This is a genomic window from Rhodanobacter soli (assembly GCF_039523495.1).
Taxonomy (GTDB): Bacteria; Pseudomonadota; Gammaproteobacteria; order Xanthomonadales; family Rhodanobacteraceae; genus Rhodanobacter; species Rhodanobacter soli.
In genome coordinates this window covers 1,397,604-1,424,427 of the sequence record NZ_BAAAFK010000001.1, presented here as the reverse complement: position 1 = coordinate 1,424,427, position 26,824 = coordinate 1,397,604, and the positions used below count along the sequence as shown (strand labels likewise).

Genomic DNA, 26,824 nt, shown 5'->3' with positions numbered 1-26,824 from the left:
GATTCATCACGGAATGCGCGGTGCCACCGCACCCACATCGCCGCACTGGGCACGATGGCGCAGCGCGTGGTCGATCAGCACCAGCGCCACCATCGCCTCGGCAATCGGGGTGGCGCGGATGCCGACGCAGGGATCGTGGCGGCCCTTGGTCACCACTTCGACCGGCTCGCCGGCCAGGTTCACGCTGCGGCCGGGGATCAGGATGCTGGAAGTCGGCTTCAGCGCGATCGAGGCGGTCACCGGCTGGCCGCTGCTGATGCCGCCGAGGATGCCGCCGGCATGATTGGACGCAAAGCCGTCCATGCTCATCTCGTCGCGATGCTCGCTGCCGCGCTGCGCGACCGCGGCAAAGCCGTCGCCGATCTCCACGCCCTTGACCGCGTTGATCGACATCAGCGCACTGGCCAGGTCGCCGTCGAGCTTGCCGTAGATCGGCTCGCCCCAGCCCGGCGGCACGCCGTCGGCGACCACGTTGACGCGCGCGCCGACCGAATCGCCGGATTTGCGCAGCGCGTTGATGTACTTCTCCAGCGCCGGCACCTGGTCCGCATCGGGCCAGAAGAACGGGTTCTGCTCCACCGCGTTCCAGTCGAACGCATCCGGCACGACGTCGCCGATCTGCGCTAGGTAGCCGCGCACGCGCACGCCGTGATGTTCGGCCAGCCACTTCTTGGCGACCACCGCCGCGGCCACGCGCATGGTGGTCTCACGCGCGGAGGAACGCCCGCCGCCGCGCGGATCGCGGATGCCGTACTTCTGCCAGTAGGTGTAGTCGGCGTGGCCGGGACGGAAGCTCGACGCGATGTCGCCGTAGTCCTTGCTGCGCTGGTCGGTGTTGCGGATCAGCAGCGCGATCGGCGTACCGGTGGTCTTGCCTTCATACACGCCGGAAAGAATTTCCACCTCGTCCGCCTCGTGCCGCTGCGAGGTGTAGCGACTCTTGCCGGTGGCGCGGCGATCGAGATCGCTGCGGAATTCCTCCGCACTGATCGCCAGTCCCGGCGGGCAGCCGTCGATCACGCAGCCGATCGCCGGCCCGTGGCTTTCGCCGAAGGTGGTGACGGTGAACAGTTTGCCGAAGGAATTGCTGGACACGGGGTTTGGACGTCCATTGGGTAATCGGGGCAGCTTACCCGCGATGGCGTTCGGTTGCCTGCCATTCGCGCGCCAGCAGGGCGAAGATCACGTCGTCGACCCACTCGTCATGCAGCCACAGGCTCTCGCGGTGATGCGCCTCCTGGCGCATGCCGAGCCCGCGCAGCAGCGCCATGCAGGCCAGGTTGCGCGGGTCGACCGAAGCGTGGACGCGATGCCGACCCCACGGGCCGAACACCTGACCGAACACGGCGCGCACTGTTTCGCCGGCGTAACCACGGCCCTGCTCGGCTGGTACGACGCTGATGCCGAACTCGACCGAATCCCCGGCATCCTCGGGCAGGTTCAGGCCGAGGTCGCCGATCAGCCGACCGTCTTCACGCAGGCGGATCGCGCGCTGGAACCAGCCATGCGCGGGCTGCAGCGGCTGCGCGGCGATGAATTCGCGCGCGGCGGCAACGTCGGCCGGGCGCCAGCCCTGGTAGCGGGCCACCGCAGGATCGGCGCGACAGGCGAACAGGGACTCGGCGTCGGCCGGACGCAACGCGTCGATCCGCAATCGCGCCGTGACCAGCTCCATTGCTCAGCCCGGACGACGCGTGGCCGCTGCCGCGCGGATCGCCGCCGCGTGCTCGACCAGGTCGCGCCGCTCCAGCGCGAACACGCCCATCGGGCCGACCTTGAACTCGATCCAGATGAAGGGCACTTCGGGCAGCAACGCGGCCAGCGCGTGCTCGCTCTCGCCCACCTCGACGATCAGCAGGCCGTCGTCGGTGAGATGGTCGGCCGCCTCGTCCAGCATGCGCAGGCACAGGTCCAGGCCATCCACGCCGGAGGTGAGGCCGAGCTTCGGCTCGTGCGCGTACTCGCCCGGCAGCGCGGCGTATTCGTCCTCGGTGACGTACGGCGGGTTGGAGACGATCAGGTCGTACTTGCGTCCGGCCACGCCGGCGAACAGGTCGGACCGGATCGCCTCGACGCGGCCCTCGACATGCTGGAACGCGATGTTCTCGCGCGCCAGCAACAGCGCCTCGTCGCTGATGTCGACGATGTCCACCTGCCACTCCGGGTTGTACTCGGCCATCGCGATGCCGATGCAACCCGAGCCGGTGCACAGGTCCAGCGCGCGCTCGATGTGGCGCTCGTCCAGCCACGGCGCGAAGCCCGACTCGATCAGCTCGGCGATCGGCGAGCGCGGCACCAGCGCACGGCGGTCGCTCTTGAACTTCAGCCCGGCGAACCAGGTTTCGCCGACCAGGTAAGCCACTGGCAGGCGCTCAGTCACGCGGCGCTCGATCAACGCCAGCACGTTCGCGCGCTCCTCGGCAGTGAGCCGGCCGGCGCCGTATGCCGGCGGAATGTCCGGCGGCAGGTGCAGGCTGGCCAGCACCAAGTGGGTGGCCTCGTCGATCGGGTTGTCGTGGCTGTGCCCGAAGGTGAGCCCGGCGGCCGAGAAGCGGCTGGCGCCATAACGGATGAAGTCGATGATGGTGGCGAGCTCGGCGGTCACGGCGATCCAGGAGAGGCGGCAGATTGGCCGGCCATTATAAGGCCTGCCACCCCGTATACTGGGCGGATGACTTTCAACGTATTCCTCCAATACATCCTGCCGCATCGCGCGCTGTCGCGAGTGGTCTACTGGGCCACGCGCTGGACCTTCGCGCCGTGGAAGAACTGGCTGATCGCCACCATCGTGCGCAACTACAACGTCAACATGGCCGAGGCGACGCAGCCCAACCCGCTGGCTTACCAGCATTTCAATGCGTTCTTCACGCGCAAGCTCAAAGCCGGCGCACGCCAGGCCGATGCCGATCCGGCCACCCTGCTCTCGCCGGCTGACGGCCGCATCAGCCAGGCCGGCACGATCGTCGACGGGCGCATCTTCCAGGCGAAGGGACAGGAATACACCGCCGCCGAACTGCTCGGCGGCGACGAGACCGCTGCCGCGCCGTACCGCAACGGCCGCTTCGTTACCGTCTACCTGTCGCCGCGCGACTACCACCGCGTGCACATGCCGCTGAAAGGCACGCTGAAGGAAACCGTGCACGTGCCCGGGCGCATCTTCAGCGTGGCGCCGTTCGCGGTTGCGGCGATTCCGCGGTTGTTCGCGCGCAACGAGCGGCTGGTCTGCCACTTCGAGGGCGAGCACGGCCCGTTCGTGGTGGTGATGGTGGGCGCGATCCTGGTGTCGTCGGTGGCCACGGTGTGGGACGGCCTGGTGATCCCGCCGTATGCCTCGTCGATCCGGTGCAAGTCGTTCGCCGGCCAGAACATCACGCTGGAACGCTTCGCCGAGATGGCGCGCTTCAACATGGGCTCCACCGTGATCCTGCTGCTGCCCAAGGGGACGGCCGAACTGGACGCCCTGCAGCCACAGCAGGCCGTGCAAGTAGGCCAGCGGCTCGGGCGCGGTTGAGAATCCGTACTTCCACGCACCCTGAAAACTGACGCGACAGGTCATTTTGTGACGCCCTAGGCGCTATTCCGATGCTCGCTTCGCTACGCTCGTGACCTCGCCGCGCGTCTTGCGCGCCGTCGCATTCCAGCGCCGAGGGGGTCTCATGCAAATACTCACACCATTCCTTGTGATGCTGCGCGCGCGCCAGCTTGGCCGCCAATTCCGTGATATCGAACGCAGCGTGCGGGCGTTGCCCAAGCGCAACCGCGATCGCCTGAGCACGCTGACCCTGCGCGAGATCGGGCAAGCCTCGCGCAGCGATTTCCCGCACCTGTACGGCACCGCGCCGGAGGCGCGCTACCTGCCCTGGGGCCAGGGCACCGAGGCGGGCTACGAACGCGCCTGCTCGAACAACGCCGAAGTGGCGCTGCGCGGCATCGCGCTATGGCTGGCCGTGGCCTACCACGAAACCAAGAACTCCCCGCATGCCAGCCTGCAGCCGCAGCACCGCCAATTGATGCAGTTGCTGCGCGAGCTGAAGGAAATGCACAGCACCGGCAACGCCACCGACAGCTGGGTGCAGGAAAGCGCGGTCGCCTGATCCCCGGCCACCGCGGCAACAATTCAGCGGCAGACCGGCAGCTTCAACGTCTGCCCGATGCTGATGTGGTGGTGCTTGAGTCCATTCATTTCGGCAACTTCCTGCACGCTGGAGCAATGCAGCTTGCGCACGATACTGATCAGCGTGTCGCCGCGACGCACCTTGTAACGGCTGGTTCCCTTCGGCGCGGGTGCTTGCACTACCGGGGCCTGCACCACCGGCACCACCGCACGATGCAGGTCGCCGGCGAGAATCGGCCACGGGCCATCGACGCAACGCGCGGCGTAAGCCTGCTTCAGCAGTTTCGGCAATTGCAGCGGCGTGCCCACCGGCTGGGTCACCTGGGGGTCGAGCCGTGGATTGAGATTGCGCAGGGTGCGGAACCAGCCATCGCCCATGCCACCGGCCGAACCCAGGCATACGGTCAGCTCCGACAGCGAGGCCGGCCGCTGCAGGGTGACCGTGCCGGGCGCGCCGTCGATCTTCGGGAAACGCAGGTTGTAACTGTCCGGATGCTGGAACAGCCATGCCGCGGCAAGTACCGCCGGCACGTAGTCACGGGTCTCCTGCGACAGCTGGTTGTAGATGCGCGGATCGTAGAAACTCACCGAGGTATCGTCGCCGATCGTGCGGCGCATGCGCCCCTCGCCGCCGTTGTAGGCACCGAGGGTGAGTTCGAGGTTGTTGTTGAAGATACGCAGCTGCTCGTTGATGTACTCGGCATTCGCGCGCGCCGACGCCGCCGGATCGAAGCGCAGGTCGAAGCCGCTGTCGCTGGTCAGGCCGAAGCGCATGCCGGTGGCATACATGAACTGCAGCGGACCCGACGCCCCCGAGCGCGAGACGGCATGCACCTTGCCGCCGGATTCCTTCGCCATGATGCCGAACAGCAGTGCCTCGGGCAGGTCCGCCTTTTCGTATTGCGGCCACATCTGGTAACGCATGTACTGGTAATTGACCCAGGCGTCCATCAACTGCGGGCGCCATTGGGTCAGCCACATCTCCAGCGCCGCCTTCACCGGGCCGTTCATCGCGATCAGCTGCGACAGTTTCTGTCCGTGCAGCAGGGTCACGCTGCGCTGCGCCTGCGGCAAGCTGGCCGCACCGGTATTGCCGGTGGCAAGCGCCGCCTGCGACAGGTCGACATCGCTACCCAGGTTCTGCCCGTCGTCGAAATCGCCATCCTTCAGGCGCAGCAGGCGATCGAACACCGAGAAGAACCGCTGCGGATCGCAGCCAGGCGTCGTGCCACAGTGCGCCGAGGCATCCTTCAGACGATCCAGCGACTGGGTCAAGGTGAGCTGTGAAGCCTGCTGGTTGCCTTCGCGCGATTGCTGCAGGGCAGTTTCATAGCCCTTGCTGGCCAGGTCGAGCTGGCTGTACAGCGCATCCACCCGGGTCGAGGGCTTGCTGCCGCCGGTACTGGCACAGGCACCGAGCAGGCTGATCGCCACGGCAAACGGCACCAGGCGCATGGAGCGGACCACCGAACACAACGACATCACGAACTTCACCTGCGGAAAACGTCCACCATAGCGGGCGCGGGGTTTCGACTCAACGCGCCACATCACGCCATGACAGCGCCACCGTCCTGGCTACAATCGCTCGACCAGCAACGGACGAAACGCCATGACTGAGATCCTGATCGGCCGCAACGACAGCACCAGCGTCAACCTCGACCCGCATTACGGCAACCGCCACGGGATGATCGCCGGCGCCACCGGCACCGGCAAATCCGTTTCGTTGATGGTGCTGGCCGAAGGTTTCTCGCGACTGGGCGTGCCGTGCTTCCTGGCCGACGCCAAGGGCGACCTGGCCGGCCTCGCGCTGGCCGCCGGTGAACCGGGCGACAAGCTCAAGGCGCGCCTGGCCAGGCTCAAGCTCACCGACTGGAAGGCGCAGGCAAACCCGGTGGTGTTCTGGGACATCTACGGCAAGCTCGGCCACCCGGTGCGCGCCACCATCAGCGAGATGGGCCCCACCCTGCTCGGCCGCGTGCTGGAATTGAACGACACCCAGGAAGGCGTGCTGGAAGTGATCTTCAAGGCCGCCGACGACCAGGGCTGGCTGCTGCTCGACCTGGCCGACCTGCGCGCGCTGCTCACTTATGCCGCCGACAATGCCAAAGCCATCTCGACCCAGTACGGACTGATCAGCACCACCAGCATCGCGGCGATCCAGCGCGCGATCCTGAAACTCGAAGGCGACGGCGCCGATCAGTTCTTCGGCGAACCAGCGCTGGAACTGGGCGACCTGATGCGCCAGGACATGAGCGGGCGCGGCATCATCAACGTGCTCGCTGCCGACCAGCTGATCATGAAGCCGCGGCTGTACTCCACCTTCCTGCTGTGGCTGTTGTCCGAACTGTTCGAGCAGTTGCCCGAGGTGGGCGATCTGGACCAGCCGAAGATGGTGTTCTTCTTCGACGAGGCGCACCTCTTGTTCGACGACGCCTCGCCGGCGCTGCAGCAGCGGGTCGAACAGGTGGTGCGGCTGATCCGCTCCAAGGGCGTCGGCGTGTACTTCTGTTCGCAGAATCCGGACGACGTGCCGGGCGTGATCCTAGGCCAGCTCGGCAACCGTATCCAGCACGCGCTGCGCGCGTTCACTCCGCGCGACCAGAAAGCGATCAGGGCGGCCGCGGAAACCTTCGTGGCCAACCCGAAGCTCGACGTCGTCGAGGCGATCACCAGGCTGGCCGTCGGCGAGGCGCTGGCTTCCACCCTGGCCAATGGCGGCGTGCCGACGCCGGTTGAACAGGTCCTGGTGACCACACCGTGCTGTCGCATCGGCGCGATCACCGACGCCGAACGCGCCACCATCCGCCAGCGCTCGCCGGTCGGCGGCAAGTACGACACCGCCGTCAATCGCGAATCGGCCGCCGAGATGCTGGCCAAACGCGCCAGCGACAAAGCCGCCGATGCAGCCACTGTGGCCGCCGACGCTCCCGCCAAAGGCGCCGCCGGGGATGCCGAGGCGGGCTGGGGTGGCGCCGTGCACGACGCGCTGTTCGGCACCAAGCGCCGTCAGGGCATGATCGAGACGATGGGCAAGCAGATGGTACGCACGGCGGGCAGCCAGCTGGGCCGACAGATCCTGCGCGGCGTGCTGGGCGGCATCTTCGGCGGCAAGCGCTGAGAGCGCGACGGCATGCCTCGCGTTGAAACCGTCGCTGCCGACACGCCGTTCGGGGAACGCCTGAGAACAGGCCTCGGTTATCCGTTGCGCGGCGCGGCGCTGCCCACCTGCGTGGTCATCGCCTTGCTGCACTACGTCGGCTTGTTGCCCTCGTACATCGGTGCCCTGGCCAGTGCGCTGGTGTGGGCCGCCACCTGGCGCTACGCCGCCGACTGCCTGCTGCATACGGCCCATGGCTACGCCGATCCGCCCGATGTCGGCAGCGATGGCAACGATGCCAGCGGTTGGGGGCTGACCGCGATCCATCTGCTGCTCGTCGCGCTCTGCGTGATCGCCATCGTGTTCTTTCCGCACCTGCTGTGGCCGGTGCTGATCGTGTCGGCCCTGGCGCTGCCGGCGATCGACATGTCACTGGCGTTCGACGGCAACCTTGCACTGGCACTCAACCCGTTCAATTGGAAGCGCGTGATCGGCAGCTTCGGCGCGGCCTACCTGATCCCCGTGGCGATCAACCTGCTGCTCGGCCTGCTGATCGTACTTGCCTCGATCACCACCGCACTGCTGCCGCGGCTGCTGGCGTTACCGCTGTTTGCCTTCGCCTATACCTACCTGATCGTGCTTGCCTTCCACCTGATGGGCGCGATGATCCACCAGCGTCACGAGCGCTTCGGCATCGAACCGGAGGCCGAGAAACTCGTCGCAGCCTCCAACCAGGATGCCGACAGCCGCCTGCTCGACGAGGCGCGCCGACTTGCCATCGACGACCCGCTGGCGGCGCTTCGGCAGCTGGCCGCTCGCCTGCAGGCGCGCACTGCGCCGACGCCCGTGCACCAGTTCTATCGCGAGCTGCTGCACCGGCAAGGCTTGCGCGACGACCTGCTGGTGCACGGCCAGATCTGGATCGCCGCGCTGATCGCGCAGAAGGAATCGCGCCGAGCCCTCGGCGTGTTGCAGGAATGCATCGGCCTCGACAGCGGCTTCGTGCCGGACGACCCGCGCACTTGTGGCGAGTTGGCCGATCTGGCCGCCCGGCTGGGCATGGGCCGGCTCGCGATCCAGCTGTGCCGCGGCTATCTTGCGCACTGGCCGCGCGATCCGCAGGCGCCGCACTACGGCCTGCTGGCCGCGCGCCAGCTCGCTGCGCACGCCGACCAGCACGCGGAGGCGACGGCATTGCTGGATCGGCTCGCGGCGGCCTGGCCCGACCACCCGCTGCGTGCCGAGATCGACGCGCAACGGCGACAGCTGGCCAGCCCCGCATGAGTCGCTGGCGCCCGCCCTCGCCCGGTTCCACCGCGATCATTACCCGCGAGGGTTTCGAGCGGCTGAAGGCCGAACTCGACCACCTCTGGCACGTGCTGCGTCCGGAGGTGGTGAGGGCGCTGGCCGCCGCGGCGGCCGAAGGCGATCGCTCGGAAAACGCCGAGTACACCTACCGCAAGAAGCAGCTCCGCGAAATCGACCGCCGCGCGCGTTACCTCAGCAAGCGGATTCCATCGCTGAAGGTGGCCGAAGGCGCACCGGGTGACCGCAGCATGGTGTTCTTCGGTGCGCGCATCGAACTGCAGAACGTGGACACCGGCGAGATCCACCGTTACCGCATCGTCGGCCCGGACGAGACCGACGCGAAACGCGGCTGGATCAGCATCGACTCGCCACTGGCCCGCGCGGTGCTGAAACGGCGCATCGATGACGAGTTCACCGCCGAACTGCCGAGTGGGCCGGCGGAATTTGCCGTGCTGGCGGTGGATTACCAGACGGACTAATGCGGTGACAGCAGTTGCAGGGCATGCCGACGGTCCTGCTCGATTTGCGCCAGCCGGGCCTGTCGTGCCTGCGGCGTGACCCACTGACCGTGCTCGGCCTGCTGCCGCAGCAGCGTGTACTGCATGTCCACGAAGGGCTCCAACACGCGATTGTCCTCCGGCACGAATCCGCCGAGATCGGGGACGCGGGCCAGCTTCGCCCGCTCGCGCGCACCGTTTTCGCCGTGAGTCTTGCCGTAGCCGAGCAGGAATGCGGTCAACTTCCGGCGCAGCGACCGGGGCATGCCGTCGCGGATCACCAGCACCCCGGATGGAATCAGCGGCGAGCGCCAGATCACCCGCAGCTGCTCCGCCTCACTGGGGAAATTGCGACGGAACAGGTCCATGTCCGGATTGTTGCTGCTGGCCACGTCCGCCTCGTGGTTGACCACCGCCAGCAAGTTGCTCTGATGGTCGCCCACCCGCACGCTGTTGAAGAACGTGTCGGAGTTGAGGCCGTGCGGAGCAAACACATAGGCCTCCGGCGCGGTGTAACCGGTGACCGACAGATACTCGCTGCGGGCGTAACGCCAACCGCTGCCCGGCGTGGCCAGCAGGTCGTCGAGATTGCGGATCGGGCTGTCGCTGCGCACCAGCAGCATGGCGACGTTGCCTCTGGCGCCGTCGTTGCGCACGAACTGGGCGAATACCTGCATGTGCTGATGCGTCACCGCCTCGACCGCCAGCTTGCCGGAGAGGAAGGCGATATCCACCCGCTGCGCGCCGATCGCATTGGAAAGGCTGGCGTAGCTGCCCACCGATACCGTGGTCACCGGATGCCCCAGTCGCTTCTGCAGGTCGTCCAGCAGCGGGCGCCACTGCTCCAGCGATTCGGCCGCACTGCCGATCGGCAGGATGCCGAAGCGGACCGGCGCTGCCTGGTCAAACCCCCTGCTTCCCGCCATCGCGCTGCCGGCGCACAGCAGCGCAGCCGACAGCCCCGCGGCGATCATCGCCAGGCAACGATTGCGATGTCCATGGCGCCACCGAGACCCTGCGATGTCCAATGTCCGTACTCCCTGACTCGCGCCCATGTCACGTATATAGTCGCGATCGCCGGTCGGAGCAAGGTTCGGCCTGTCCGCTCAGGAAGCGGGAAATGGCGGCGGGTACTCTCGCCCCGCACGGCGCGGCTGGTAGCAGACGGCACGGCGATGAAAAGCCTCGTCGGCATTGTCGGGGTGCCAGCCCGGGATGCCTGACAACGGCAGCGGCCGCAGTTCCAGCGGGTCGAGCAGCACGCGGCCCGCACCGATCGCGGCGGCACAGCGCGCCGACAGGCCGGCATCGCCACCCGCATGGAACACCAGCGCCTTGCCCACCAGCAGCTTGTCCGGATTCAGCGCCAGCTCCAGCAGGGCATGGCCAAACAGTTCCAGTTGGATCGAACCGTCCAGCCACGCCTGCCGCCGGCGCCAGAACAACTCATACCAGTCGTGCGCATCCCACAACGCCAGCAGCGCGGGGTCGTGTATGCCAACGATCACGCCGGCCTCGTCGAAGTGGGTCAGTGCGTATTGCGCGCGGGAGCGCAGCTTCGGCCCCATGTGGGCGATCTCGGCCATCTGGCGCCGGTTCAGTGCCTGCTTCAACGCCGGATGGCGCAGCCACGCCAGCGCATTCAGCAGGTCGTGCCAGTTGCCTGCGCGAGTGGCGATCTGGCCGCAGTCGGCGATGCGTTGCTCATAGTGCCGGCCATCGGCCAGCATGGCCGGCGTCTGCGCCACGAAGCGCTGAGTCATGCCTGCGGGCAGGCGCCGATTGAGCTCGTCGATCGACGGCCATGCCGTGCCTTCGAGCAGGTCGGCGTACTCGCGCCATGCCGCCAGCGGCGGCCGACCGAACACCGTCGGGTCGACCGTACCGCGGGCCGGCGCAATGTATTTCATGCGCTCGTCCATGAGCGCGGCGACCCGCAGATCATCATGGCATGCACTCCGCGCTTCGCATCGACGGCAGAAGCGGCCATCCATGGCCGCACTCTCAAATGATCTTCAGTCCGGGATGTGCCAGGCGCGCGATGAGGTCATGCTCGCTGGCGGATTCGACCACCACCTCGACGAACTGACCCGGCTTCAGCGACTGGCCATCGACGATCAGCACGCTGCCGTCGATCTCCGGCGCATCGGCGGCCGAACGCGCCACCGCGCCGTCGGCACCGGCCTCGTCGACCAGCACCTTGAGCGTGCGACCGATCTTGCGCTGCAGTTTCGCGGCGGAGATTTCTGCCTGCACCGCCATGAACTGCTCCAGGCGGTCTTCCTTCAATTCCTCGGAGACCGGGTCGGGCAGCTCGTTCGCTTTCGCGCCGTCCACCGCCGAATAGGCGAATGCGCCCACGCGATCGAGTTCGGCCTCGCGCAGGAAGTCGAGCAGTTCCTCGAACTCCGCCTCGGTCTCGCCGGGGAAGCCGACGATGAAGGTGCTGCGGATGGTCAGGTCCGGCACCTGAGCGCGCCAGTTCCGGATGCGCTCCAGTGTCTTGTCGATGTTGCCCGGGCGCTTCATCAGCTTGAGGATGCGCGGGCTGGCGTGCTGGAACGGAATGTCGAGGTACGGCAGGATTTTCCCTTCCGCCATCAGCGGCATCACCTCGTCCACGTGCGGGTACGGGTAGACGTAGTGCAGCCGCGTCCACACGCCGAGTTCGGACAGGCCCTCGCACAGCTCGGTCATGCGCGTGCGGTACGACTTGCCGCGCCACTCGCGTTCGGCATATTTCAGGTCCACGCCGTAGGCGCTGGTGTCCTGCGAGATCACCAGCAGCTCCTTCACGCCGCCCTTGACCAGCCGCTCGGCTTCCAGCAGCACCTCGTCGACCGGGCGCGACACCAGGTTGCCGCGCATCGACGGGATGATACAGAAACTGCAGCGGTGATTGCAGCCTTCGGAAATCTTCAGGTAGGCGTAGTGCTTCGGGGTCAGCTTGACGCCCGTGTCCGGCACGATGTCCAGGAAGCGGTTGCGCTGCGGCGGCAGCGCGGCGTGCACCGCACTCATCACGCTGGCGTAGTCCTGCGGGCCGCTGATCGACAGCACGTCCGGGTACGCCTCGCGGATCAGCGCCTCGCGCTTGCCCAGGCAGCCGGTGACGATCACCCTGCCGTTCTCGTGCAGGGCGGTGCCGATCGCGTCCAGCGACTCCTGCACCGCCGCGTCGATGAAGCCACAGGTGTTCACCACCACAGCATCGGCCGCGCCGTAGCTGGGCACGATCTCGTAGCCCTCGACCTTGAGCTGGGTGAGGATGCGCTCGGAGTCGACCAGCGCCTTGGGGCAGCCGAGGCTGACGAAGCCGATCTTGTGGGCGGTCTGGGACATGCGGGGCGCTACCGGAAACATGCGGAGTAACCGCCGATTATACGGCAGTGCAGCCCAGCCACCGGCGCGGCTAGACTTCACGCGATCCCCTCGCCGGAGCCGACCATGGGCCAGCACATCAACATTCCCACCACCCGCACCCAGTGCATCGGTGGCTACCTTGCCCAAGCGCAGGGCAAGCCGAAGGGCGGCATCGTGGTGATCCAGGAGATCTTCGGCGTCACCGCGCACATCCGCCGCGTGGCCGACCGCTTCGCCGAACACGGCTATACCGCGATCGCACCGGCATTCTTCGATCACCTGGAAAGCGGCGTGGAACTGGGTTACGACCAGGTCGGTGCCAACAAGGGCAAGCAGCTGGTCGCGGAACTGGGGCTGGAGCGCGCGCTGGAGGACGTCGCCAGCGCCGCCGACTCGATCGCCTCGGCCGGGAAGATCGGCACCGTCGGCTACTGCTGGGGCGGCACCGTGGCCCTGCTTGCCGCGCTGCGCCTGGGCCTGCCCTCGGTGAGTTACTACGGCGCGCGCAACCTGCCGTTCCTGCACGAGACGCCGCAAGCGCCGGTGATGTTCCACTTCGGCGAAAAGGACCACAGCATCACGCCGGAGATGGTGGCGAAGCATAGCGAGGCGCTGCCACAGATGGAGGTCTTCACCTACCCGGCCGACCACGCCTTCAACCGCGACGGCAGCCCCAGCTACCACGAAGCCAGCGCGAAACTGGCGCTGCAACGCACGCTGGCCTTCTTCGACCGCCACCTGGCCGGCGCATGAGCGAGGCCGGCTTCGCGCTCGATCCCCGACTCGCGGCGGATACCCGCCCGGTCGCGTCGCTGCCGCTGTGCGACGTGCGGTTGATGAACGACGCGCGCTACCCATGGCTGATCCTGGTGCCGCGTCGAGCCGGCCTGGTCGAGATCACCGACCTGCACGCCGACGAGCAGGCCGTACTGTGGCAGGAGGTGAATCGCGCCGCCGCCGCGCTGCGCGCCGCCGCCCCCTTCGACAAACTCAACCTCGGCGCGCTGGGCAATATCGTGCGCCAGCTGCATGTGCACGTAGTCGCGCGGGTCGAAGGCGATGCAGCGTGGCCGGGGCCAGTGTGGGGCCACGGCCATGCCGCGGCCCGTGGCGACAACGAAACAAGGGTCCTGATCGCAGCACTGCAACGGCAACTGGCCAACCCGGAGCGGGCCTGACACCGAAAGGGCCCGCGAATTCCTTCGCGAGCCCTTTCGGTGCATGCCACCTTGCTGTTAGTGCTGCTGCTGTTGCATCGGGTCGCCGTAGCCGCTGTCGGATGCGGACTTGCCTTTCAGCTCGTCGTTCATCTTCGCCGGTGCGTGGTAATCCTCAAGCGTGCGGGCCTTGGTGGCTACCGGGTTGATCTTCTTCAGCGTGCCGTCGTCGTCGTAGTACACGGTGAAGCCATAGTCGAGCTGCATGCGCGCCATGTACTGCAGATGCTGCTTGCGCACCTTCGAGTCATCGCTGCGCTCCAGCAACACGGTCTTCGGCAACTTGCCCTGATCCTTCAGATAGGCGAAATGGCTGCCGGTATCCAGCGCGGACAGCACGGCACCATCCACCAGGAACTGGCCACTCTTGTAGGCCTTGACCACGGTGTCGAACTGGCCTTGCGCCTGGGCGGCGCTGACTTCGTCCTTGGTGCTGCCACGATGGCAGCCGGCCAGCACCAGAAGGCTGCCCAGCATGGCGGCCGCGGCTGTGCGGGTCAGCAGGGTCGATAAACGGATCATCTGAGTCTCCTGGAAAACATGTCGATGCACTCGGCAGAGTGTAACGCCCGGCCGCGATCGTGAGCAGCCCGGGATGCCACCCGTTCAGGGGCCGATCAAGTGCGCGGCAAAGTCACGCCCTGCTGGCCCTGGTACTTGCCGCCGCGGTCCTTGTAGCTGGTCTCGCATTCCTCGTCGGATTCGAGGAACAGCATCTGCGCCACGCCCTCGTTGGCGTAGATTTTTGCGGGCAGCGGCGTCGTGTTGGAGAACTCCAGCGTCACGTGCCCTTCCCACTCCGGCTCCAGCGGCGTCACGTTGACGATGATGCCGCAACGCGCGTAGGTGCTCTTGCCGAGGCAGATGGTGAGCACCTTGCGCGGGATGCGGAAGTACTCGACCGTGCGCGCCAGCGCGAACGAGTTCGGCGGGATGATGCACACGTCCGCCTCCACGTCAACGAAGCTGCTCGGGTCGAACGCCTTCGGGTCGACGATGGTGGAGTTGATGTTGGTGAAGATCTTGAACTCGCGCGCGCAACGCACGTCGTAGCCGTAGCTGGAGGTGCCGTAGGAAATCAGCTTGGTGTCGTCGCGCAGCTTGACCTGGCCGGGTTCGAACGGCTCGATCATGCCGTGGCTTTCGGCCATGCGGCGAATCCATTTGTCGGGTTTGATGCTCACGTGGGCTCCGGTCAGTAGCGATGTCGCCCGGCCAGGCCGAGCGCAAAGCGGCAAAAGTACATGGTCAGGACGCTACCGCGCCAGCCGCGGCAGGCTCACGCGGCCGGCACGCCCTGCACCACGATCTTGCCCAGCCCCAGCGACTTGTTGCGCGGCTGCCGCGACAAGCGGCCAGCGGCGTTGCGGGCGATCTCGCGGTAGCGCGCGGCGAGTTCGGAATCGGGCATCGCCGCCACCGTGGGATTGCCGCTGTCGGCCTGTTCGCGGATGCGGATGTCCAGCGGCAACGAGCCGAGGTAGGCCGCACCGTATTGCGTGGCCATGCGCTGGCCGCCGCCTTCGCCGAAGATGTTTTCCTCGTGGCCACAGTTGGAGCAGACGTGGGTGGCCATGTTCTCCACTACGCCGAGCACCGGCACCTCGACCTTCTCGAACATCTTCAGCGCCTTGCGCGCGTCCAGCAGGGCGATGTCCTGCGGCGTGGTGACGATCACCGCGCCGGCCACCGGCACCTTCTGCGACAGCGTGAGCTGGATGTCGCCGGTGCCCGGCGGCAGGTCGACGATCAGGTAGTCGAGCTGTTCCCAGCGCGTGTCGGTGAGCAGTTGCATCATCGCCTGCGTCACCATCGGGCCGCGCCAGATCATCGGCGTGTCTTCTTCCACCAGGAAGCCGATCGACATCACCGGCATGCCGTGCGCCTGCATCGGGATGATGCTCTTGCCGTCCGGCGAAGCCGGCTTGCCGTGCACGCCGAGCATGGTCGGCTGGCTGGGACCGTAGATGTCCGCGTCCATCACGCCGACCTTCGCGCCTTCGGCCTGCAACGCCAGCGCCAGGTTCGCCGACACCGTGGACTTGCCCACGCCGCCCTTGCCTGACGCCACCACGATGATGTTCTTCACGTTCGGCAGCGGCCCCAGCGTGCCCTGCACCTTGTGCACGTGGATGCGGCTGGTGATCGACACGGCGGCCGACTCGATCGCCGGATCGGCTTCCAGCGCCTGGCGCACGCGTGCCGTGAGATCGTTGATCGCACCGGCGGCCGGATAGCCCAATTGCAGATCCACCGACACCTTCGCGCCGTCCACGCCGATCGCACGCACGGCCTCGCCCAGCGGCGCGCCGGTATGGGTGTCGATGAGGTCGCCAAGGATCTGGCGGACCAGGGCTTCGTTCGCCTGTGTCATGTCGGCTCGGGTATGTGCGGGAGTGCCTATTATGCCAGCCCGCCGCGGCCCGCCCGCTGACCTGGATCAGGGGCCCGATCGCGCTGCCGACACGATGGCGCAATGCAGCTTGACGCTTCCGCGGAACCTCGCCAGTCTCACATCCATACGCAATCGTACGGGAGGACCACCCATGAAGCATGCTTTCCGCCTCACCTTCGCCGCCGGCCTGCTGCTCGCCGCCGGTACCGCGCTGGCCGCCAACGACACCCCGGCCGGCACCTGGAAGACCATCGACGACGCGACTCACAAGCCGAAGTCGATCGTCGAGATCACCGAGCACAACGGCGAGTACCAGGCCAAGATCGTGGAGTTGCTGAACCGCACGCCGGAAGACGTGGCCCGCGACGGCGAGCATCCGGTCTGCAGCAAGTGCGACGGCGAACGCAAGAACCAGCCGATCGTGGGCATGACCATCATGTGGGGCGTCAGCAAGGACGATGACGTGTGGGGCGGCGGCAAGATCCTCGACCCGAAGAACGGCAAGGTCTACAAGGTGAAACTCTCCCTCAAGGACGGCGGGCAGAAGCTCGACGTGCACGGCTACATCGGCTTTGCCCTGCTCGGCCGCTCGCAGATCTGGGAACGGCAGAACTGACCCACCCTCACCGCGTCTGACCGAACGCCCCGCACCGCCCGCCGGTCCGGGGCGTTTTCATGCCTGGCGCGGCACCCCGCCCGCCTGCCGCGAAAAAACGACGCGCGACACATCGGCGCGCTCATGCCTTTGCCAGTTCGGCCGAAGCGGCCGTCAGCAGCAACAGACCGGCCACCGCGGCCAGCGCCACCGGCAAGCTGCTGGCCTGGGCCAGGAAACCGATCAGCGCGGGGCCGCTGAGCAAGCCGGCATAACCCAGCGTGGTCACCGTGGCGATCGAAACGCCGGGTGACGTGCCGGGCAGGCGACCGGCCGCACCAAACATCACCGGCACGATATTGGCCGCGCCCAGCCCCACCAGCAAGAAACCGATCAAGGCCGCGGGCGGCCATGCCAGCAGCGACGCGAGCAGGAAACCCGCCACCGCGGTGCAGGCGCCGATGCGCACGGTCAGCACCGGGCCGAAGCGTGCAATGGTGCGGTCGCCGGTAAGTCGGCCCAGGGCCATCGCCACCGAAAAACCGGCATAGCCGATACCGGCGGAGGCCGCCGAAAAGCCGCGGAAATCGCGCAGGAACACCGCACTCCAGTCCAGCATCGCACCTTCGGCCAGGAAGCTGATGAAACACAGCAAGCCCAGCACCAGCACGATCCCGCGCGGCATGCCGAATGCCGCCGCGCGCTCGCCGGCATCGTCGACCTCGTCGATCAGACGGGGCCACTGCGTCACTACCACGACGGCCAGCAGCACGGAGATGGCGACGGCCGCGGTGGTCAGCGACATGCCCAGCGCCAGCAGCAAGCTCATGCCCGCCGCCCCGCCCAATCCGCCGACGCTGAACAGGCCGTGGAACCCGGACATCAACGAGCGGCCGTCCCGGCGCTCCACCTCTACCGCATGCGCGTTCATCGCCACGTCCACCGCACCCAGCGCCACGCCGAAGTACACCAGGCCGAGTGCCAGTGTCGTCACGCTGGGCGCGATCGCCAGCAGCGGCAGTGCCAGGCACAGCATCAGCCCGCCGACGCCGATCACCCGACGACTGCCGAAGCGGTGGGTGAGAAAGCCGACCAGCGGCATCGACACCATCGAGCCGCCGCCAAAGGCCAGCAGCAGCAAGCCAAGCGAAGCCTCGTCGAGGCCAAGCCGCGCCTTTGCGTACGGCACCATCGGTGCCCAGGCGGCCATGCCGATGCCTGAAGCCAGAAAGATCAGGCGGGTGGCGCGGACGGCCACTGAAAGTCCGTTCCGCTCACTGGCCATCAGAGCGGAGCTGCCCGTCTGCACGTCGATTCCACAGAATGAAGTGCATGAAACGTATATCGACCGGCATGAATATGCGGTCGACGAAAGCGCCGTTGCGCGTCACGAAGCAGGCCCGCAGCACCGTCCACGGGCGGGGCCGGCAAACGGGCATGGCATAATACGCAGTCATTACCGGAATACGCCCCATGAGTCGTCGCCTGCTCGTCACCAACGCCCTGCCCTATGCCAATGGCCCGCTGCACATGGGCCACCTGCTGGGCTACATCCAGGCCGACATCTGGGTGCGTGCGCAACGGATGAGCGGCAACAAGGTGATCTACGTCTGCGCCGACGACGCGCACGGCACACCGATCATGCTGGCTGCGGAAAAGGCCGGCATGACGCCCGAGGCGTTCATCGCCGGCATCCGCGAGAGCCACGAGGCGGATTTCGCCGCGTTCGGCGTGGCGTTCGACCAGTACCACACCACCCATTCGGAAGAGAACCGCGAGCTGTCGACGCTGATCTACACGCGCCTGCGCGACGGCGGCTACATCGCCAAGCGCAGCATCCAGCAGCTGTTCGATCCGGAAAAGCAGATGTTCCTGCCGGACCGCTACATCAAGGGCACCTGCCCGAAGTGCGGCACGCCGGACCAGTACGGCGACAACTGCGAGCACTGCGGCGCCACCTACGCGCCCACCGACCTGATCAATCCGGTCTCGGTGATGTCCGGCGCCACCCCGGTGCTGCGCGACTCGGAGCATTACTTCTTCGAGCTGGGCAAGTTCGAGGGACTGTTGCGCGACTGGTTCGCCGGCAAGCTCACCCACGGCAAGCCGGTGGCGAACAGCGGCGTGGCGGCGAAGCTGCGCGAGTGGCTGGATGGCGGCCTGAAGGACTGGGACATCTCGCGCGACGCACCCTACTTCGGCTTCCCGATCCCCGACGCGCCGGGCAAGTTCTTCTACGTGTGGCTTGACGCGCCGGTCGGCTACCTGGCCAGCTTCAAGGCATTGTGCGACCGCACCCGCCTGAAGTTCGACGAGTTCCTCGCTCCCGACAGCAACGCCGAGATGCACCACTTCATCGGCAAGGACATCATCAACTTCCACGGCCTGTTCTGGCCGGCGATGCTGCACGGTGCCGGCTTCCGCACGCCGACCGCACTGCACGTCAACGGCTATCTCACGGTGAACGGCGCGAAGATGTCCAAGTCGCGCGGCACCTTCATCCAGGCGCGCACCTACCTGGACGCCGGCCTGCACCCGGGATTCCTGCGCTACTACTTCGCCAGCATGCTCAGCGACGCGCCGGTCGACGTGGATCTCGACCTCAAGGCGTTCGAGGAGCGCGTCAACTCGCACCTGGTCGGCAAGTGGGTGAACATCGCCAGCCGCACCGCCGGCTTCGTGCACAAATATTTCGGCGACCGCCTGGCGCCGCAGTTCTGCGCGGGGGAGACCGCGCTGTGGAACACCCTGCTGGAACACTACGACGGGATTGCCGCGCTGTACGACAGCGGCGACTTCGCCGAGGTTACCCGCCGCTTCGTGCTGATGGCCGACCTGGTCAACGGCCACATCGCCGCCAAGGCGCCATGGAGCATGGCCAAGGACGAAAGCCGGCGCGATGAACTGCACCAGGTGTGCTCGTTCGCGCTGACCGCGTTCCGCCTGCTGGCCGGCATGCTCAAGCCGATCCTGCCGATTACCGTAGCTGCTGCCGAGCAGTTCCTGGCCGCGCCGATCGCCGACTTCGACGATGCCCGCGCCGGCCTGCGCAACCACGCCATCAACGCGTTCGAACCGCTGCTCGGCCGCATCGACCCCAAGCGCATCGAGGCCATGGTCGAGGCCTCGAAGGATTCGCTGGGCGGCCCGACCGAAGCCCCCGCTGCCCCGAAAAAGAAGAAAGCCATGAACGACAGCGCCAAACCCGCCGCCGCAATCGCCGATCCGACCCCGGCTCCGGCCACGCCCGCCACCATCGGCATCGACGACTTCGCCCGGCTCGACCTGCGCATCGGCAAGGTCACTGCCTGCGAATTCGTGGATGGTTCCGACAAGCTGCTGCGCTTCGAACTGGACGCCGGCGCGCTGGGCACGCGGCAGATTTTCTCCGGCATCCGCGCCGCCTATGCCGAGCCGGAAAAGCTGGTGGGCCGCAACGTGGTGTTCATCGCCAACCTGGCCCCGCGCAAGATGCGCTTCGGCCTGTCCGAAGGCATGATCCTCTCGGCCGGCGACGGCGGCAGCAACCTGTTCCTGCTCGACGCCGATCAGGGCGCCGAGCCCGGCGCCACCGTGCGCTGATGCGCTTCGGGTAGGGCGGGCACTCCCCGCCCTACGTCGCTACTGTTTTGTATACGTCACGAAGAAACCGACCAGGTCGCCGTTCTCGTTGTACGGCGCCATGTCCACGTAACGGTAGCCGCGTGCCGCGTACTCGGCGTGCGACTTCGTGAGCTGGTTCGCCATGTGTTTCTTGCGGAAGCCGAGCGTAGCGTCGACGAATACCGTTACCGTATCGCCGGAGACGCTGGCCGTCACGACCTGCGCCGGGCCCGCGTGAGCAACCAGGATCGAACCGCCGGCACCGAGCACGGCAGCCAGCAACAGCGAGGCGAGAAACGACGATTTCATGGCAACACTCCAACAGGCGATGATCAATTGCAGGACAATGAGCGCTGATTATCGCCCGCCCGGCATCCACGCATGAGTGATCCCATCACCGTTCTGGCCGACCGCATCGACGCCGTGCTGCCGCAGACGCAATGCGAGCAGTGCGGCTACCACGGTTGCCGGCCGTATGCGGAAGCGATCGCGCGCGGCGAGGCGGAAATCAACCAGTGTCCGCCCGGCGGCGCGGCCGGCATCGAAAAGCTCGCCGCGCTGCTGCAGCGACCGGTGCTTCCGCTGGATCCCGCGCACGGTGTGGAAAAGCCACGCATGCTGGCGCGCATCGTCGAGGCCGACTGCATCGGCTGCACCAAATGCATCCAGGCCTGTCCGGTCGACGCGATCGTGGGCGCCTCCAAGCTGATGCACACCGTGCTCGCCGACGACTGCACCGGCTGCGAGTTGTGCGTGGCGGCCTGTCCGGTCGACTGCATCGTGCTGGAGCCGATGCCGCCCGCGCAGATCGACGCGGCGCACGCCGACGCGGCACGCGCGCATTTCCAGCGTCGCGAAACACGACTGCAACATCAACGCGACGAACGCGAGGCCGAGCTGGCTGCGCGCAAGGCCGCGGTGGATACCGCCGCCGGCCCGGTCAATCCCGTACTGGCCGCGCTGGCCCGCGCGAAGGCGAAACAGCAGGAACCGAAACCGTGAAGCGTGCCGACGTGATCGAACTGTTCTCGCGCCTGCGCGAACTCGACCCGCATCCCACTACCGAACTCGTCTACAGCACGCCGTTCGAGCTGCTGGTCGCGGTGGTGCTGTCGGCGCAGGCCACCGACGTGGGCGTCAACAAGGCCACTAAGAAACTCTATCCGGTGGCGAACACGCCGCAGGCGATCCTCGACCTCGGCGAGGACGGCCTGAAGCGCTACATCAGCACGATCGGCCTGTTCAACGCGAAGGCGAAGAACGTCATCGCGCTGTGCCGGCTGCTGATCGAGAAACACGACGGCGAAGTGCCGCGCACGCGCGAGGCGCTGGAAGCGCTGCCCGGCGTGGGCCGCAAGACCGCCAACGTGATGCTCAACACCGCGTTCGGCGAGCCGACCATCGCGGTCGACACGCACATCTTCCGCGTCGCCAACCGCACTGGACTCGCGCCGGGCAAGGACGTGCGCGCGGTCGAGGACAAGCTGGAGAAGACGATTCCGGCCGAGTTCAAGCACGACGCCCACCACTGGCTGATCCTGCACGGCCGCTACGTGTGTAAGGCGCGCAAGCCGGACTGTCCGCACTGCGTGATCCGCGACTTGTGCCGCTACAAGCACAAGACACTCGCCGACTGAACGGGTCGGAGGGAAACCCGACGGTGGCTGCCCCAACTCTCCCCACTCACCGTTCGCCCTGAACGTAGCCGCGCAGCGGCGGAGTCGAAGGGGGCCTGGCGCGGGGCTTCGACTGCGTGCCTTCGGCGCCGCGCCTATCCGGAGCTCGTCGAAGGGCTCAACCCGAACGGTTTCGGGTGACTGCGGCGGCGAGAGATTGCGCTGATTGGTCCTGCTGCCTCAGGCCGGCAGCTGCGCGCGCTCCAGCGCCGCGATGTGGCGTTCCAGCCGCGGCCCCAGGTAGCAATGCGAGCCGCACGGCAGCAAGCCCACCGTGCCGAACTCGCGCAGGTACCAGGCCGGCGCGCGTGAGACGAAACCGTGGTGGTCGCCGGCCACGTCGTCACGGCTGGTGAACACTTCCAGGAACGCCACCCCTTCGAGCATCTCGCCGATGCCCTGCAGCCCGGCGCGGATCTCCGCCGGCTTCAGGTAATGCAGCACGTCGGTGCACACGATCAGGTCGAAACGGGTGTCGAAGCGCAACTGCTCCAGCTGGCCGAAACGGGCCAGACCGATGTTGCGGCTGCGCCCGTAGCGCGCCACCACGTACTCGCTGGCATCCAGCCCGCGATACACGATGCCCGGCCGCAACGCGCGCAGCGGTGCTCGCCAGGTCGCCTCGCCGCAACCTACGTCGAGCACGTTGCGCACCGGACGGCCGAGGTAGTACTCGGCCTGCGCCACTACCATCGCCACCTTGCGCTTGAGCTCCGCCGGCGAGCCCACCGCATGCCGCGGGTTGCGATACCACTTGTCGAAATAGGCGCGGTCGTAGGTCTTGGGCATCGGCAGTCGGTCCGGCAAAGGCTGCATGGTAACCGGGCCACTCTCACTCCGCCGCGCGCGGCACCAGCATGTGCTTGGCGATATGCCCGTGCAGCCGGCCCAGCCCACGCGCCAGGTGCAGGGTGGCGAACAGCAGCGCGATGCCGACCACGCACATCAGGAGCACCTCGCCCCAGCCCGGCGCATGCGCACCGAAACCCCAGTCCACGACGACCTGATGGTTCACGTACAGTCCGGGCAGCCAGTCGCTCTGGAATAGCATCGCCAGCGGCGCGCCGATGAGGGCCACCGACACGCTGAGCAGGGTCACGGCCAGCGTGAAGTACACGATGCCCAGCGGCAGCATCAGCCACATGTAGCAAAGAGTCGTCCAGGTGTGCACGTCGGTGAACATGCTGCCGATGCGCTTCATCAGGCTCATGCCCTGGGTCGGGTACACCGGCCGGCGTGGCATGCGCATGCCGAGCATCGCCTCCACGATGCGCCCCTCCACCAGCGACAGCACGCGCACGCTGCCGAAGAACAGCACGATGAACGGCAGGCCGATGATCAGCACCGACAGCCCCACCGACAGCGACAACCCGGTCACCGCCCAAGTGAAGTAGAAGATGCCGGTGGCCAGCGACAGCAGCATGTAGAACAGCGCGCCGTAAGTGCGCGGATCGGCGGCAACGCCGAAGAAACGCCCGGCCAGCGAACGACGTTTCGGCGGCGGCGGCGGACGCAGCGCGCGCTGGATCTTGATCTCCTGGTCGCGGTAGATCTCGGCCACTTCGTCCGGCGCGCCGTAGCTGCCGACGACGTGTTCCAGCATCTGCGCCTCGCCGCGGTCGGGTTGCTCGGCCAGTTCGGCGCGCAGGTGTTCCTCGGCGTCGTACAGCGCGTCCTGGATCAGGGCCGGGTCGGCACCGCGCAGCGCGGCACGCAGTTGCTCAAGGTATTCGACGATGGTGCGTGGCGCGTTCATTACACCCCTCCTTGCAAGACGTTATCGACGGAATCGCGGGTGGCGTTCCATGCGGCGACCCATTCGCGCAATACCTCGCGCCCCGGTTTGGTAATGCGGTAATAGCGGCGCGGCGGCCCGCTGACGGAAGGCTCGACCTCACTGGTGAGCAGACCGGCGCCCTCCAGGTTGCGCAGCACCGGGTACAGCGCGCTCTGCTTGCCGGTCAGCACGCCCTCGCCCACCTCTTCCAGCCGCTTGGCGATCTGGTAGCCGTACATCGGCTGACGCGACTGCCCCAACACCGCCAGCAGCACCAGCGACACGGTGCCACTGGAAAGCTCCTTCTGGAACTTCTTCAACTGGCTGACGCTGTCGTCCACGTTGCTCACCTGCACTACCGCCTGTAGTTGAGTGAACCATAGTGTGAACTTGACACTAGTGCATGGGCCTGAAGTCATGCTTCGCACGCAGGCGGGGAATGGGAGAACGTTCGACGTAGTCAAAGACGCCTGACGTGCCTCGGCCAGAGCCGCGTAGCGATGGTGAATGCGGTCGCACGCGATCCTGCCGAAGAAGTCTCAACCACGCGCGCTCACAGCAATACCTGCCGCGTGTTGGCCAGGAAATGGTGAATTTCCCGCTCGGTTCCCGGATCGATCATGTACACCGGCCGCTTGCCGTTGGGGCATGCCAGGCGCGGGGTGGTTCCGAACAATCGGCAGATAAGCGGGCGTTGGCGGTAGACCTCGCAACCATGCGGACCGAGGTAAACGCAGTTCAGATGGTCCAGCGCGGCGGCGTGTTCGCTTTCGATTTTGACGGGCAGCCTTGCCACCTCCTCCGCGGACGCGGTCACCGGGCCGCAGCAGTCATGGCAGCCGACGACGCAGGTGAAGGAAGGAATGCGCTGGCGCAGCTTTTCGATTTTTCGATCGTTGGGGGTCACGGCACGTCACCTTTCGTTCTGCGGTCCATTTCCATACCCGATTCTCCTGATGGCCGCGATGGCGCCGCGGTCGCGACCGACCCGCACACCATGATCGACTGTACGTGGTTGGACAACTGCAGCCAGCCCACGTTGGCTACCGGAAACCTGCACCTGCGCCGCACCGGGTGTCCAGCCCCACGTGCACGGACGCGCCATTGCCATATCCACGCATGCCTGCAGTGGAGTGCCATGCCCGGGCCGCTCCTGCTAAGTTGCCTGTCTCGCCATGTCTTGCCCAGGGGAAACACCATGCTTCGTCGCCCTCTCGTTGCCGTGCTCACGCTGGCCAGCACCCTGCTGGCGTTTCCCGCCCTGGCCGCCGAACAGGCCAAGGCCACGCCCACAGCGAAGGAAATCCTCGCCCAGTCCACGCCGGCCGAGTGGCGCACGCCGGACCCGCAGAACCTGCTGTTCATGCAGTTGCCGACCGGGCGCGTGGTGATCGAGTTGGCGCCTGACTTCACTCCGCTGCACACGGCGAATATCCGCACCCTGGTGCGCGAGCACTACTTCGACGGGCTGGCGATCATCCGCGTGCAGGACAATTTCGTCACCCAGTGGGGCGACCCCAACGACGACGAGAACGGCGACAAGAGCAAGCTCCATTCGCTGGGCAAGGCCAGCAAGACACTGCCGCCGGAGTTCACCCGCGCGATCGACCCGAAGCTGCCGTGGACGGCGCTGCCGGATGGCGATGTGTACGCACCTGAGGTCGGTTTCAGCGAAGGCTTCCCAGTGGCGCGCGACCCGGCCAGCGGACAGCAGTGGCTGGCCCATTGCTACGGCATGGTCGGTGTGGCGCGCGACGTGGCCCCGGAAACCGGCAGCGGCAGCTCGCTGTACGCGGTGATCGGCCAGGCGCCACGGCGGCTGGATCGCAACCTCGCCGTCGCCGGCCGCGTGCTGGAAGGCATGCCGCTGCTGTCCGGCCTGCCGCGCGGCCCGGAGCCGATGGGCTTCTACGCGAAACCCGAGCAACGCGTCGCCATCGAATCGGTACGCCTGGCCGCCGATATCCCGGCCAAGGATCGCCCGGCGATCGAGGTGCTGCGCACCGACAGCGCCAGCTTCGCCGCGCTGGTCGAGGCGAAACGCAACGGCCGCAACGCGTTCTACGCTAAGCCGGCCGGCAAGGTCGACCTGTGCAGCATCGACGTGCCGGTGCGCGAGGCGAAGCCGGCGCATTGACGCCGCCATGCCACCGCGAACATTTTGTTCACCCGCGTCGGTTACCTTGCCTTTCTTGCCGATGCTGGAAACCGTGACATGCCGTTGAACGACACTCTGGCCCTCCTGCGCGCCTGGCTGCGCGACCCGCGTGGGATCGGCGCGGTGACGCCGTCCGGCGCGGCGCTGGCGCGGCTGATGACCAGCCACGTCAGCGCGTCGAGCGGGCCGGTGATCGAGCTGGGACCCGGCACCGGCGCACTGACCCGCGCCCTGCTGGCGCGCGGCGTACCGTTGCATCGGCTCGCCCTGGTCGAAGCCGACCCGCACCTTGCTGACGCGCTGAGCCGGCGCTATCCGGAGGCAACCATCCTGCGCATGGATGCCGCCCGGCTCGGCGATACTGCGCCACTGTTCGGCGACGAACGCGCCTGTGCCGTGGTCAGCGGCCTGCCGCTGTTGTCGATGCCGCCTGCCCAGGTCGCCGCGATCGTGCAGGGCGTGTTCGAACGCCAGCTGCGCACCGGCGGCATGTTCTACCAGTTCACTTACGGCCCGCGCTGCCCGCTGCCGCCGGCCCTGCTCGCGCGGCTGAACCTGCAGGCCCGCCGGATCGGCAGCGCGCTGTTCAACCTGCCACCGGCCGCGGTGTACTGCATCAGCCGGCAGGCGGACGCGCAGGTCGCGGCCTGATCCACGATCGGCAGTTGCCGGCAACACACTCCAGATTCACGCGCCGACTGTTGAACTGCGTCGGGCCAGAGTCCGCCTGCCGGCAGCGAGTGAACGGGATCTGAAAGCATCCGGCCACCACCACACAGTCTTTGCGCGTCGCCGGCTATGACTCTGCACGGTGCCTCCCGGCACGTCGGAACGACGTGCCGCCCCATCGCGCCGCAGGAGTGACGGATGCAACGCAGCCGGAAAGTATTGAGCTGGATCGCGGGCATCGTACTGGCGTTGGTCGTGGTGCTGCTGATCGTGGCCGCCACGTTCGACTGGAACCGCATGAAGCCGTTCATCGGCGACAAGGTCAGCCAGGCGATCGGTCGGCCGTTCGCGATCA

30 protein-coding genes are annotated in these 26,824 nt (G+C 67.0%); 14 read left to right on the top strand and 16 right to left on the bottom strand.

Features of this window, described 5'->3' with window-relative positions; all coding sequences use genetic code 11:
- Nucleotides 1-6 precede the first annotated feature (6 nt).
- Genes aroC through prmB form a run of 3 tightly spaced genes read right to left on the bottom strand, consistent with a single transcriptional unit; the run spans nucleotide 7 to nucleotide 2,605 of the window.
- Entirely contained in the window at nucleotides 7-1,095 is a 1,089-nt protein-coding gene (gene aroC, locus ABD024_RS06415; RefSeq protein ID WP_343850812.1) for a chorismate synthase, read from the bottom strand.
- 34 nt (nucleotides 1,096-1,129) lie between these two features.
- Nucleotides 1,130-1,675 (bottom strand): GNAT family N-acetyltransferase, encoded by a 546-nt coding sequence (locus tag ABD024_RS06410; protein ID WP_343850810.1) that lies wholly within the window; start codon nucleotides 1,673-1,675, stop codon nucleotides 1,130-1,132.
- Nucleotides 1,676-1,678: 3 nt separating this feature from the next.
- Nucleotides 1,679-2,605 carry a 50S ribosomal protein L3 N(5)-glutamine methyltransferase gene (gene prmB / locus ABD024_RS06405; RefSeq protein ID WP_343850808.1) on the bottom strand — a complete coding sequence of 309 codons (927 nt, stop codon included), beginning with the start codon at nucleotides 2,603-2,605 and terminating at the stop codon, nucleotides 1,679-1,681.
- Between the two features lie 66 nt (nucleotides 2,606-2,671).
- On the opposite strand from prmB, the gene asd reads away from it, so the two are divergent.
- Together asd and ABD024_RS06395 are read left to right on the top strand one after the other, a co-directional pair.
- Nucleotides 2,672-3,511, top strand: a complete 840-nt coding sequence (asd, locus tag ABD024_RS06400) for an archaetidylserine decarboxylase (RefSeq protein ID WP_343850806.1) — start codon at nucleotides 2,672-2,674, stop codon at nucleotides 3,509-3,511.
- 145 nt (nucleotides 3,512-3,656) lie between these two features.
- Nucleotides 3,657-4,094, top strand: coding sequence for a hypothetical protein (locus ABD024_RS06395; RefSeq protein WP_343850804.1), 438 nt, complete (start codon nucleotides 3,657-3,659; stop codon nucleotides 4,092-4,094).
- A gap of 23 nt (nucleotides 4,095-4,117) precedes the next feature.
- On the opposite strand, the gene ABD024_RS06390 is transcribed toward ABD024_RS06395, so the two are convergent.
- Nucleotides 4,118-5,596, bottom strand: coding sequence for a transglycosylase SLT domain-containing protein (locus tag ABD024_RS06390; RefSeq protein WP_343850802.1), 1,479 nt, complete (start codon nucleotides 5,594-5,596; stop codon nucleotides 4,118-4,120).
- A 127-nt stretch (nucleotides 5,597-5,723) separates the two neighbouring features.
- Between ABD024_RS06390 and ABD024_RS06385 the strand changes: the two genes are divergently transcribed.
- From ABD024_RS06385 to greB, 3 genes are read left to right on the top strand one after another with little or no spacing between them, the layout of a single operon-like run.
- On the top strand, nucleotides 5,724-7,232 hold the full coding sequence (locus ABD024_RS06385) for a helicase HerA-like domain-containing protein (RefSeq protein ID WP_343850800.1): 1,509 nt from the start codon (nucleotides 5,724-5,726) through the stop codon (nucleotides 7,230-7,232).
- Between the two features lie 12 nt (nucleotides 7,233-7,244).
- Complete coding sequence (locus ABD024_RS06380; protein ID WP_343850798.1) at nucleotides 7,245-8,495, top strand: tetratricopeptide repeat protein; 1,251 nt, start codon at nucleotides 7,245-7,247, stop codon at nucleotides 8,493-8,495.
- Nucleotides 8,492-8,998, top strand: a complete 507-nt coding sequence (gene greB / locus ABD024_RS06375; protein WP_343850796.1) for a transcription elongation factor GreB — start codon at nucleotides 8,492-8,494, stop codon at nucleotides 8,996-8,998. Before ABD024_RS06380 ends, greB begins: the two co-directional genes overlap by 4 nt.
- Here the strand turns inward: greB and phnD are convergent.
- The 3 genes from phnD to rimO form a co-directional block, all read right to left on the bottom strand.
- The gene (phnD, locus tag ABD024_RS06370; RefSeq protein WP_343850794.1) at nucleotides 8,995-9,990 is read right to left on the bottom strand and encodes a phosphate/phosphite/phosphonate ABC transporter substrate-binding protein; all 996 of its coding nucleotides are present in this window, start codon (nucleotides 9,988-9,990) and stop codon (nucleotides 8,995-8,997) included. The two genes, greB and phnD, sit on opposite strands and share 4 nt — an antisense overlap.
- Nucleotides 9,991-10,122: 132 nt before the next feature.
- The gene (locus ABD024_RS06365) at nucleotides 10,123-10,926 is read right to left on the bottom strand and encodes a DUF3025 domain-containing protein (RefSeq protein ID WP_343850792.1); all 804 of its coding nucleotides are present in this window, start codon (nucleotides 10,924-10,926) and stop codon (nucleotides 10,123-10,125) included.
- Between the two features lie 94 nt (nucleotides 10,927-11,020).
- Entirely contained in the window at nucleotides 11,021-12,358 is a 1,338-nt protein-coding gene (rimO, locus tag ABD024_RS06360; RefSeq protein ID WP_343850790.1) for a 30S ribosomal protein S12 methylthiotransferase RimO, read from the bottom strand.
- A 105-nt stretch (nucleotides 12,359-12,463) separates the two neighbouring features.
- On the opposite strand from rimO, the gene ABD024_RS06355 reads away from it, so the two are divergent.
- Entirely contained in the window at nucleotides 12,464-13,132 is a 669-nt protein-coding gene (locus tag ABD024_RS06355; RefSeq protein ID WP_343850788.1) for a dienelactone hydrolase family protein, read from the top strand.
- Nucleotides 13,129-13,557: an HIT domain-containing protein gene (locus ABD024_RS06350; RefSeq protein ID WP_343850786.1), complete on the top strand. Its 429-nt coding sequence runs from the start codon at nucleotides 13,129-13,131 to the stop codon at nucleotides 13,555-13,557. Before ABD024_RS06355 ends, ABD024_RS06350 begins: the two co-directional genes overlap by 4 nt.
- A gap of 57 nt (nucleotides 13,558-13,614) precedes the next feature.
- On the opposite strand, the gene ABD024_RS06345 is transcribed toward ABD024_RS06350, so the two are convergent.
- The 3 genes from ABD024_RS06345 to apbC form a co-directional block, all read right to left on the bottom strand.
- Entirely contained in the window at nucleotides 13,615-14,118 is a 504-nt protein-coding gene (locus ABD024_RS06345; protein WP_343850784.1) for a hypothetical protein, read from the bottom strand.
- Between the two features lie 95 nt (nucleotides 14,119-14,213).
- Entirely contained in the window at nucleotides 14,214-14,780 is a 567-nt protein-coding gene (gene dcd / locus ABD024_RS06340) for a dCTP deaminase (RefSeq protein WP_343850782.1), read from the bottom strand.
- Nucleotides 14,781-14,875: 95 nt separating this feature from the next.
- Nucleotides 14,876-15,970 (bottom strand): iron-sulfur cluster carrier protein ApbC, encoded by a 1,095-nt coding sequence (gene apbC, locus ABD024_RS06335; RefSeq protein WP_343850780.1) that lies wholly within the window; start codon nucleotides 15,968-15,970, stop codon nucleotides 14,876-14,878.
- A 172-nt stretch (nucleotides 15,971-16,142) separates the two neighbouring features.
- Here apbC and ABD024_RS06330 point away from each other — a divergent pair, with 172 nt between their 5' ends.
- Nucleotides 16,143-16,607, top strand: coding sequence for a DUF2147 domain-containing protein (locus tag ABD024_RS06330; protein WP_343850778.1), 465 nt, complete (start codon nucleotides 16,143-16,145; stop codon nucleotides 16,605-16,607).
- 121 nt (nucleotides 16,608-16,728) lie between these two features.
- Here ABD024_RS06330 and ABD024_RS06325 read toward each other — a convergent pair whose 3' ends face one another.
- Nucleotides 16,729-17,871: an MFS transporter gene (locus ABD024_RS06325; RefSeq protein ID WP_425543126.1), complete on the bottom strand. Its 1,143-nt coding sequence runs from the start codon at nucleotides 17,869-17,871 to the stop codon at nucleotides 16,729-16,731.
- 188 nt (nucleotides 17,872-18,059) lie between these two features.
- On the opposite strand from ABD024_RS06325, the gene metG reads away from it, so the two are divergent.
- A complete protein-coding gene (gene metG, locus ABD024_RS06320; protein ID WP_343850774.1) occupies nucleotides 18,060-20,168 on the top strand; it encodes a methionine--tRNA ligase in 2,109 nt (702 codons plus the stop codon).
- Between the two features lie 39 nt (nucleotides 20,169-20,207).
- Here the strand turns inward: metG and ABD024_RS06315 are convergent, their stop codons facing one another.
- Entirely contained in the window at nucleotides 20,208-20,498 is a 291-nt protein-coding gene (locus ABD024_RS06315; protein ID WP_343850772.1) for a hypothetical protein, read from the bottom strand.
- Between the two features lie 72 nt (nucleotides 20,499-20,570).
- Between ABD024_RS06315 and ABD024_RS06310 the strand changes: the two genes are divergently transcribed.
- Complete coding sequence (locus ABD024_RS06310; RefSeq protein ID WP_343850770.1) at nucleotides 20,571-21,191, top strand: RnfABCDGE type electron transport complex subunit B; 621 nt, start codon at nucleotides 20,571-20,573, stop codon at nucleotides 21,189-21,191.
- Entirely contained in the window at nucleotides 21,188-21,826 is a 639-nt protein-coding gene (nth, locus tag ABD024_RS06305; protein ID WP_343850768.1) for an endonuclease III, read from the top strand. Before ABD024_RS06310 ends, nth begins: the two co-directional genes overlap by 4 nt.
- Before the next feature lie 219 nt (nucleotides 21,827-22,045).
- Here the strand turns inward: nth and ABD024_RS06300 are convergent, their stop codons facing one another.
- From ABD024_RS06300 to ABD024_RS06285, 4 genes are all read right to left on the bottom strand, one after another.
- Complete coding sequence (locus ABD024_RS06300) at nucleotides 22,046-22,654, bottom strand: class I SAM-dependent DNA methyltransferase (protein WP_343850766.1); 609 nt, start codon at nucleotides 22,652-22,654, stop codon at nucleotides 22,046-22,048.
- Between the two features lie 43 nt (nucleotides 22,655-22,697).
- Nucleotides 22,698-23,621: a sensor domain-containing protein gene (locus tag ABD024_RS06295; RefSeq protein WP_343850764.1), complete on the bottom strand. Its 924-nt coding sequence runs from the start codon at nucleotides 23,619-23,621 to the stop codon at nucleotides 22,698-22,700.
- Nucleotides 23,621-23,983 carry a PadR family transcriptional regulator gene (locus tag ABD024_RS06290; RefSeq protein WP_343854529.1) on the bottom strand — a complete coding sequence of 121 codons (363 nt, stop codon included), beginning with the start codon at nucleotides 23,981-23,983 and terminating at the stop codon, nucleotides 23,621-23,623. The genes ABD024_RS06295 and ABD024_RS06290 overlap by 1 nt, the downstream gene beginning before the upstream one ends.
- Before the next feature lie 212 nt (nucleotides 23,984-24,195).
- On the bottom strand, nucleotides 24,196-24,549 hold the full coding sequence (locus ABD024_RS06285) for a YkgJ family cysteine cluster protein (protein WP_343850762.1): 354 nt from the start codon (nucleotides 24,547-24,549) through the stop codon (nucleotides 24,196-24,198).
- Nucleotides 24,550-24,840: 291 nt separating this feature from the next.
- On the opposite strand from ABD024_RS06285, the gene ABD024_RS06280 reads away from it, so the two are divergent.
- From ABD024_RS06280 to ABD024_RS06270, 3 genes are all read left to right on the top strand, one after another.
- Nucleotides 24,841-25,779 (top strand): peptidylprolyl isomerase, encoded by a 939-nt coding sequence (locus tag ABD024_RS06280; RefSeq protein WP_343850760.1) that lies wholly within the window; start codon nucleotides 24,841-24,843, stop codon nucleotides 25,777-25,779.
- A gap of 78 nt (nucleotides 25,780-25,857) precedes the next feature.
- Nucleotides 25,858-26,451 (top strand): class I SAM-dependent methyltransferase, encoded by a 594-nt coding sequence (locus ABD024_RS06275; protein WP_343850758.1) that lies wholly within the window; start codon nucleotides 25,858-25,860, stop codon nucleotides 26,449-26,451.
- 216 nt (nucleotides 26,452-26,667) lie between these two features.
- A partial coding sequence (locus ABD024_RS06270) for an AsmA family protein (RefSeq protein ID WP_343854527.1) occupies nucleotides 26,668-26,824 on the top strand: 157 nt, incomplete at its 3' end.

Excerpts from the sequence above, each read along its gene's own strand:
- ABD024_RS06380 (WP_343850798.1), top strand. The coding sequence starts at position 7,245 with ATGCCTCGCGTTGAAACCGTCGCTGCCGACACGCCGTTCGGGGAACGC.
- ABD024_RS06310 (WP_343850770.1), top strand. The coding sequence starts at position 20,571 with ATGAGTGATCCCATCACCGTTCTGGCCGACCGCATCGACGCCGTGCTG.
- ABD024_RS06395 (WP_343850804.1), top strand. The coding sequence starts at position 3,657 with ATGCAAATACTCACACCATTCCTTGTGATGCTGCGCGCGCGCCAGCTT.
- phnD (WP_343850794.1), bottom strand. The coding sequence starts at position 9,990 with ATGATCGCCGCGGGGCTGTCGGCTGCGCTGCTGTGCGCCGGCAGCGCG.
- ABD024_RS06315 (WP_343850772.1), bottom strand. The coding sequence starts at position 20,498 with ATGAAATCGTCGTTTCTCGCCTCGCTGTTGCTGGCTGCCGTGCTCGGT.
- ABD024_RS06295 (WP_343850764.1), bottom strand. The coding sequence starts at position 23,621 with ATGAACGCGCCACGCACCATCGTCGAATACCTTGAGCAACTGCGTGCC.
- ABD024_RS06355 (WP_343850788.1), top strand. The coding sequence starts at position 12,464 with ATGGGCCAGCACATCAACATTCCCACCACCCGCACCCAGTGCATCGGT.
- ABD024_RS06350 (WP_343850786.1), top strand. The coding sequence starts at position 13,129 with ATGAGCGAGGCCGGCTTCGCGCTCGATCCCCGACTCGCGGCGGATACC.
- ABD024_RS06345 (WP_343850784.1), bottom strand. The coding sequence starts at position 14,118 with ATGATCCGTTTATCGACCCTGCTGACCCGCACAGCCGCGGCCGCCATG.
- rimO (WP_343850790.1), bottom strand. The coding sequence starts at position 12,358 with ATGTCCCAGACCGCCCACAAGATCGGCTTCGTCAGCCTCGGCTGCCCC.
- metG (WP_343850774.1), top strand. The coding sequence starts at position 18,060 with ATGAGTCGTCGCCTGCTCGTCACCAACGCCCTGCCCTATGCCAATGGC.
- apbC (WP_343850780.1), bottom strand. The coding sequence starts at position 15,970 with ATGACACAGGCGAACGAAGCCCTGGTCCGCCAGATCCTTGGCGACCTC.
- ABD024_RS06300 (WP_343850766.1), bottom strand. The coding sequence starts at position 22,654 with ATGCCCAAGACCTACGACCGCGCCTATTTCGACAAGTGGTATCGCAAC.
- ABD024_RS06280 (WP_343850760.1), top strand. The coding sequence starts at position 24,841 with ATGCTTCGTCGCCCTCTCGTTGCCGTGCTCACGCTGGCCAGCACCCTG.
- asd (WP_343850806.1), top strand. The coding sequence starts at position 2,672 with ATGACTTTCAACGTATTCCTCCAATACATCCTGCCGCATCGCGCGCTG.
- greB (WP_343850796.1), top strand. The coding sequence starts at position 8,492 with ATGAGTCGCTGGCGCCCGCCCTCGCCCGGTTCCACCGCGATCATTACC.
- ABD024_RS06330 (WP_343850778.1), top strand. The coding sequence starts at position 16,143 with ATGAAGCATGCTTTCCGCCTCACCTTCGCCGCCGGCCTGCTGCTCGCC.
- ABD024_RS06275 (WP_343850758.1), top strand. The coding sequence starts at position 25,858 with ATGCCGTTGAACGACACTCTGGCCCTCCTGCGCGCCTGGCTGCGCGAC.
- ABD024_RS06390 (WP_343850802.1), bottom strand. The coding sequence starts at position 5,596 with ATGTCGTTGTGTTCGGTGGTCCGCTCCATGCGCCTGGTGCCGTTTGCC.
- ABD024_RS06410 (WP_343850810.1), bottom strand. The coding sequence starts at position 1,675 with ATGGAGCTGGTCACGGCGCGATTGCGGATCGACGCGTTGCGTCCGGCC.
- ABD024_RS06325 (WP_425543126.1), bottom strand. The coding sequence starts at position 17,871 with ATGGCCAGTGAGCGGAACGGACTTTCAGTGGCCGTCCGCGCCACCCGC.
- ABD024_RS06385 (WP_343850800.1), top strand. The coding sequence starts at position 5,724 with ATGACTGAGATCCTGATCGGCCGCAACGACAGCACCAGCGTCAACCTC.
- ABD024_RS06365 (WP_343850792.1), bottom strand. The coding sequence starts at position 10,926 with ATGAAATACATTGCGCCGGCCCGCGGTACGGTCGACCCGACGGTGTTC.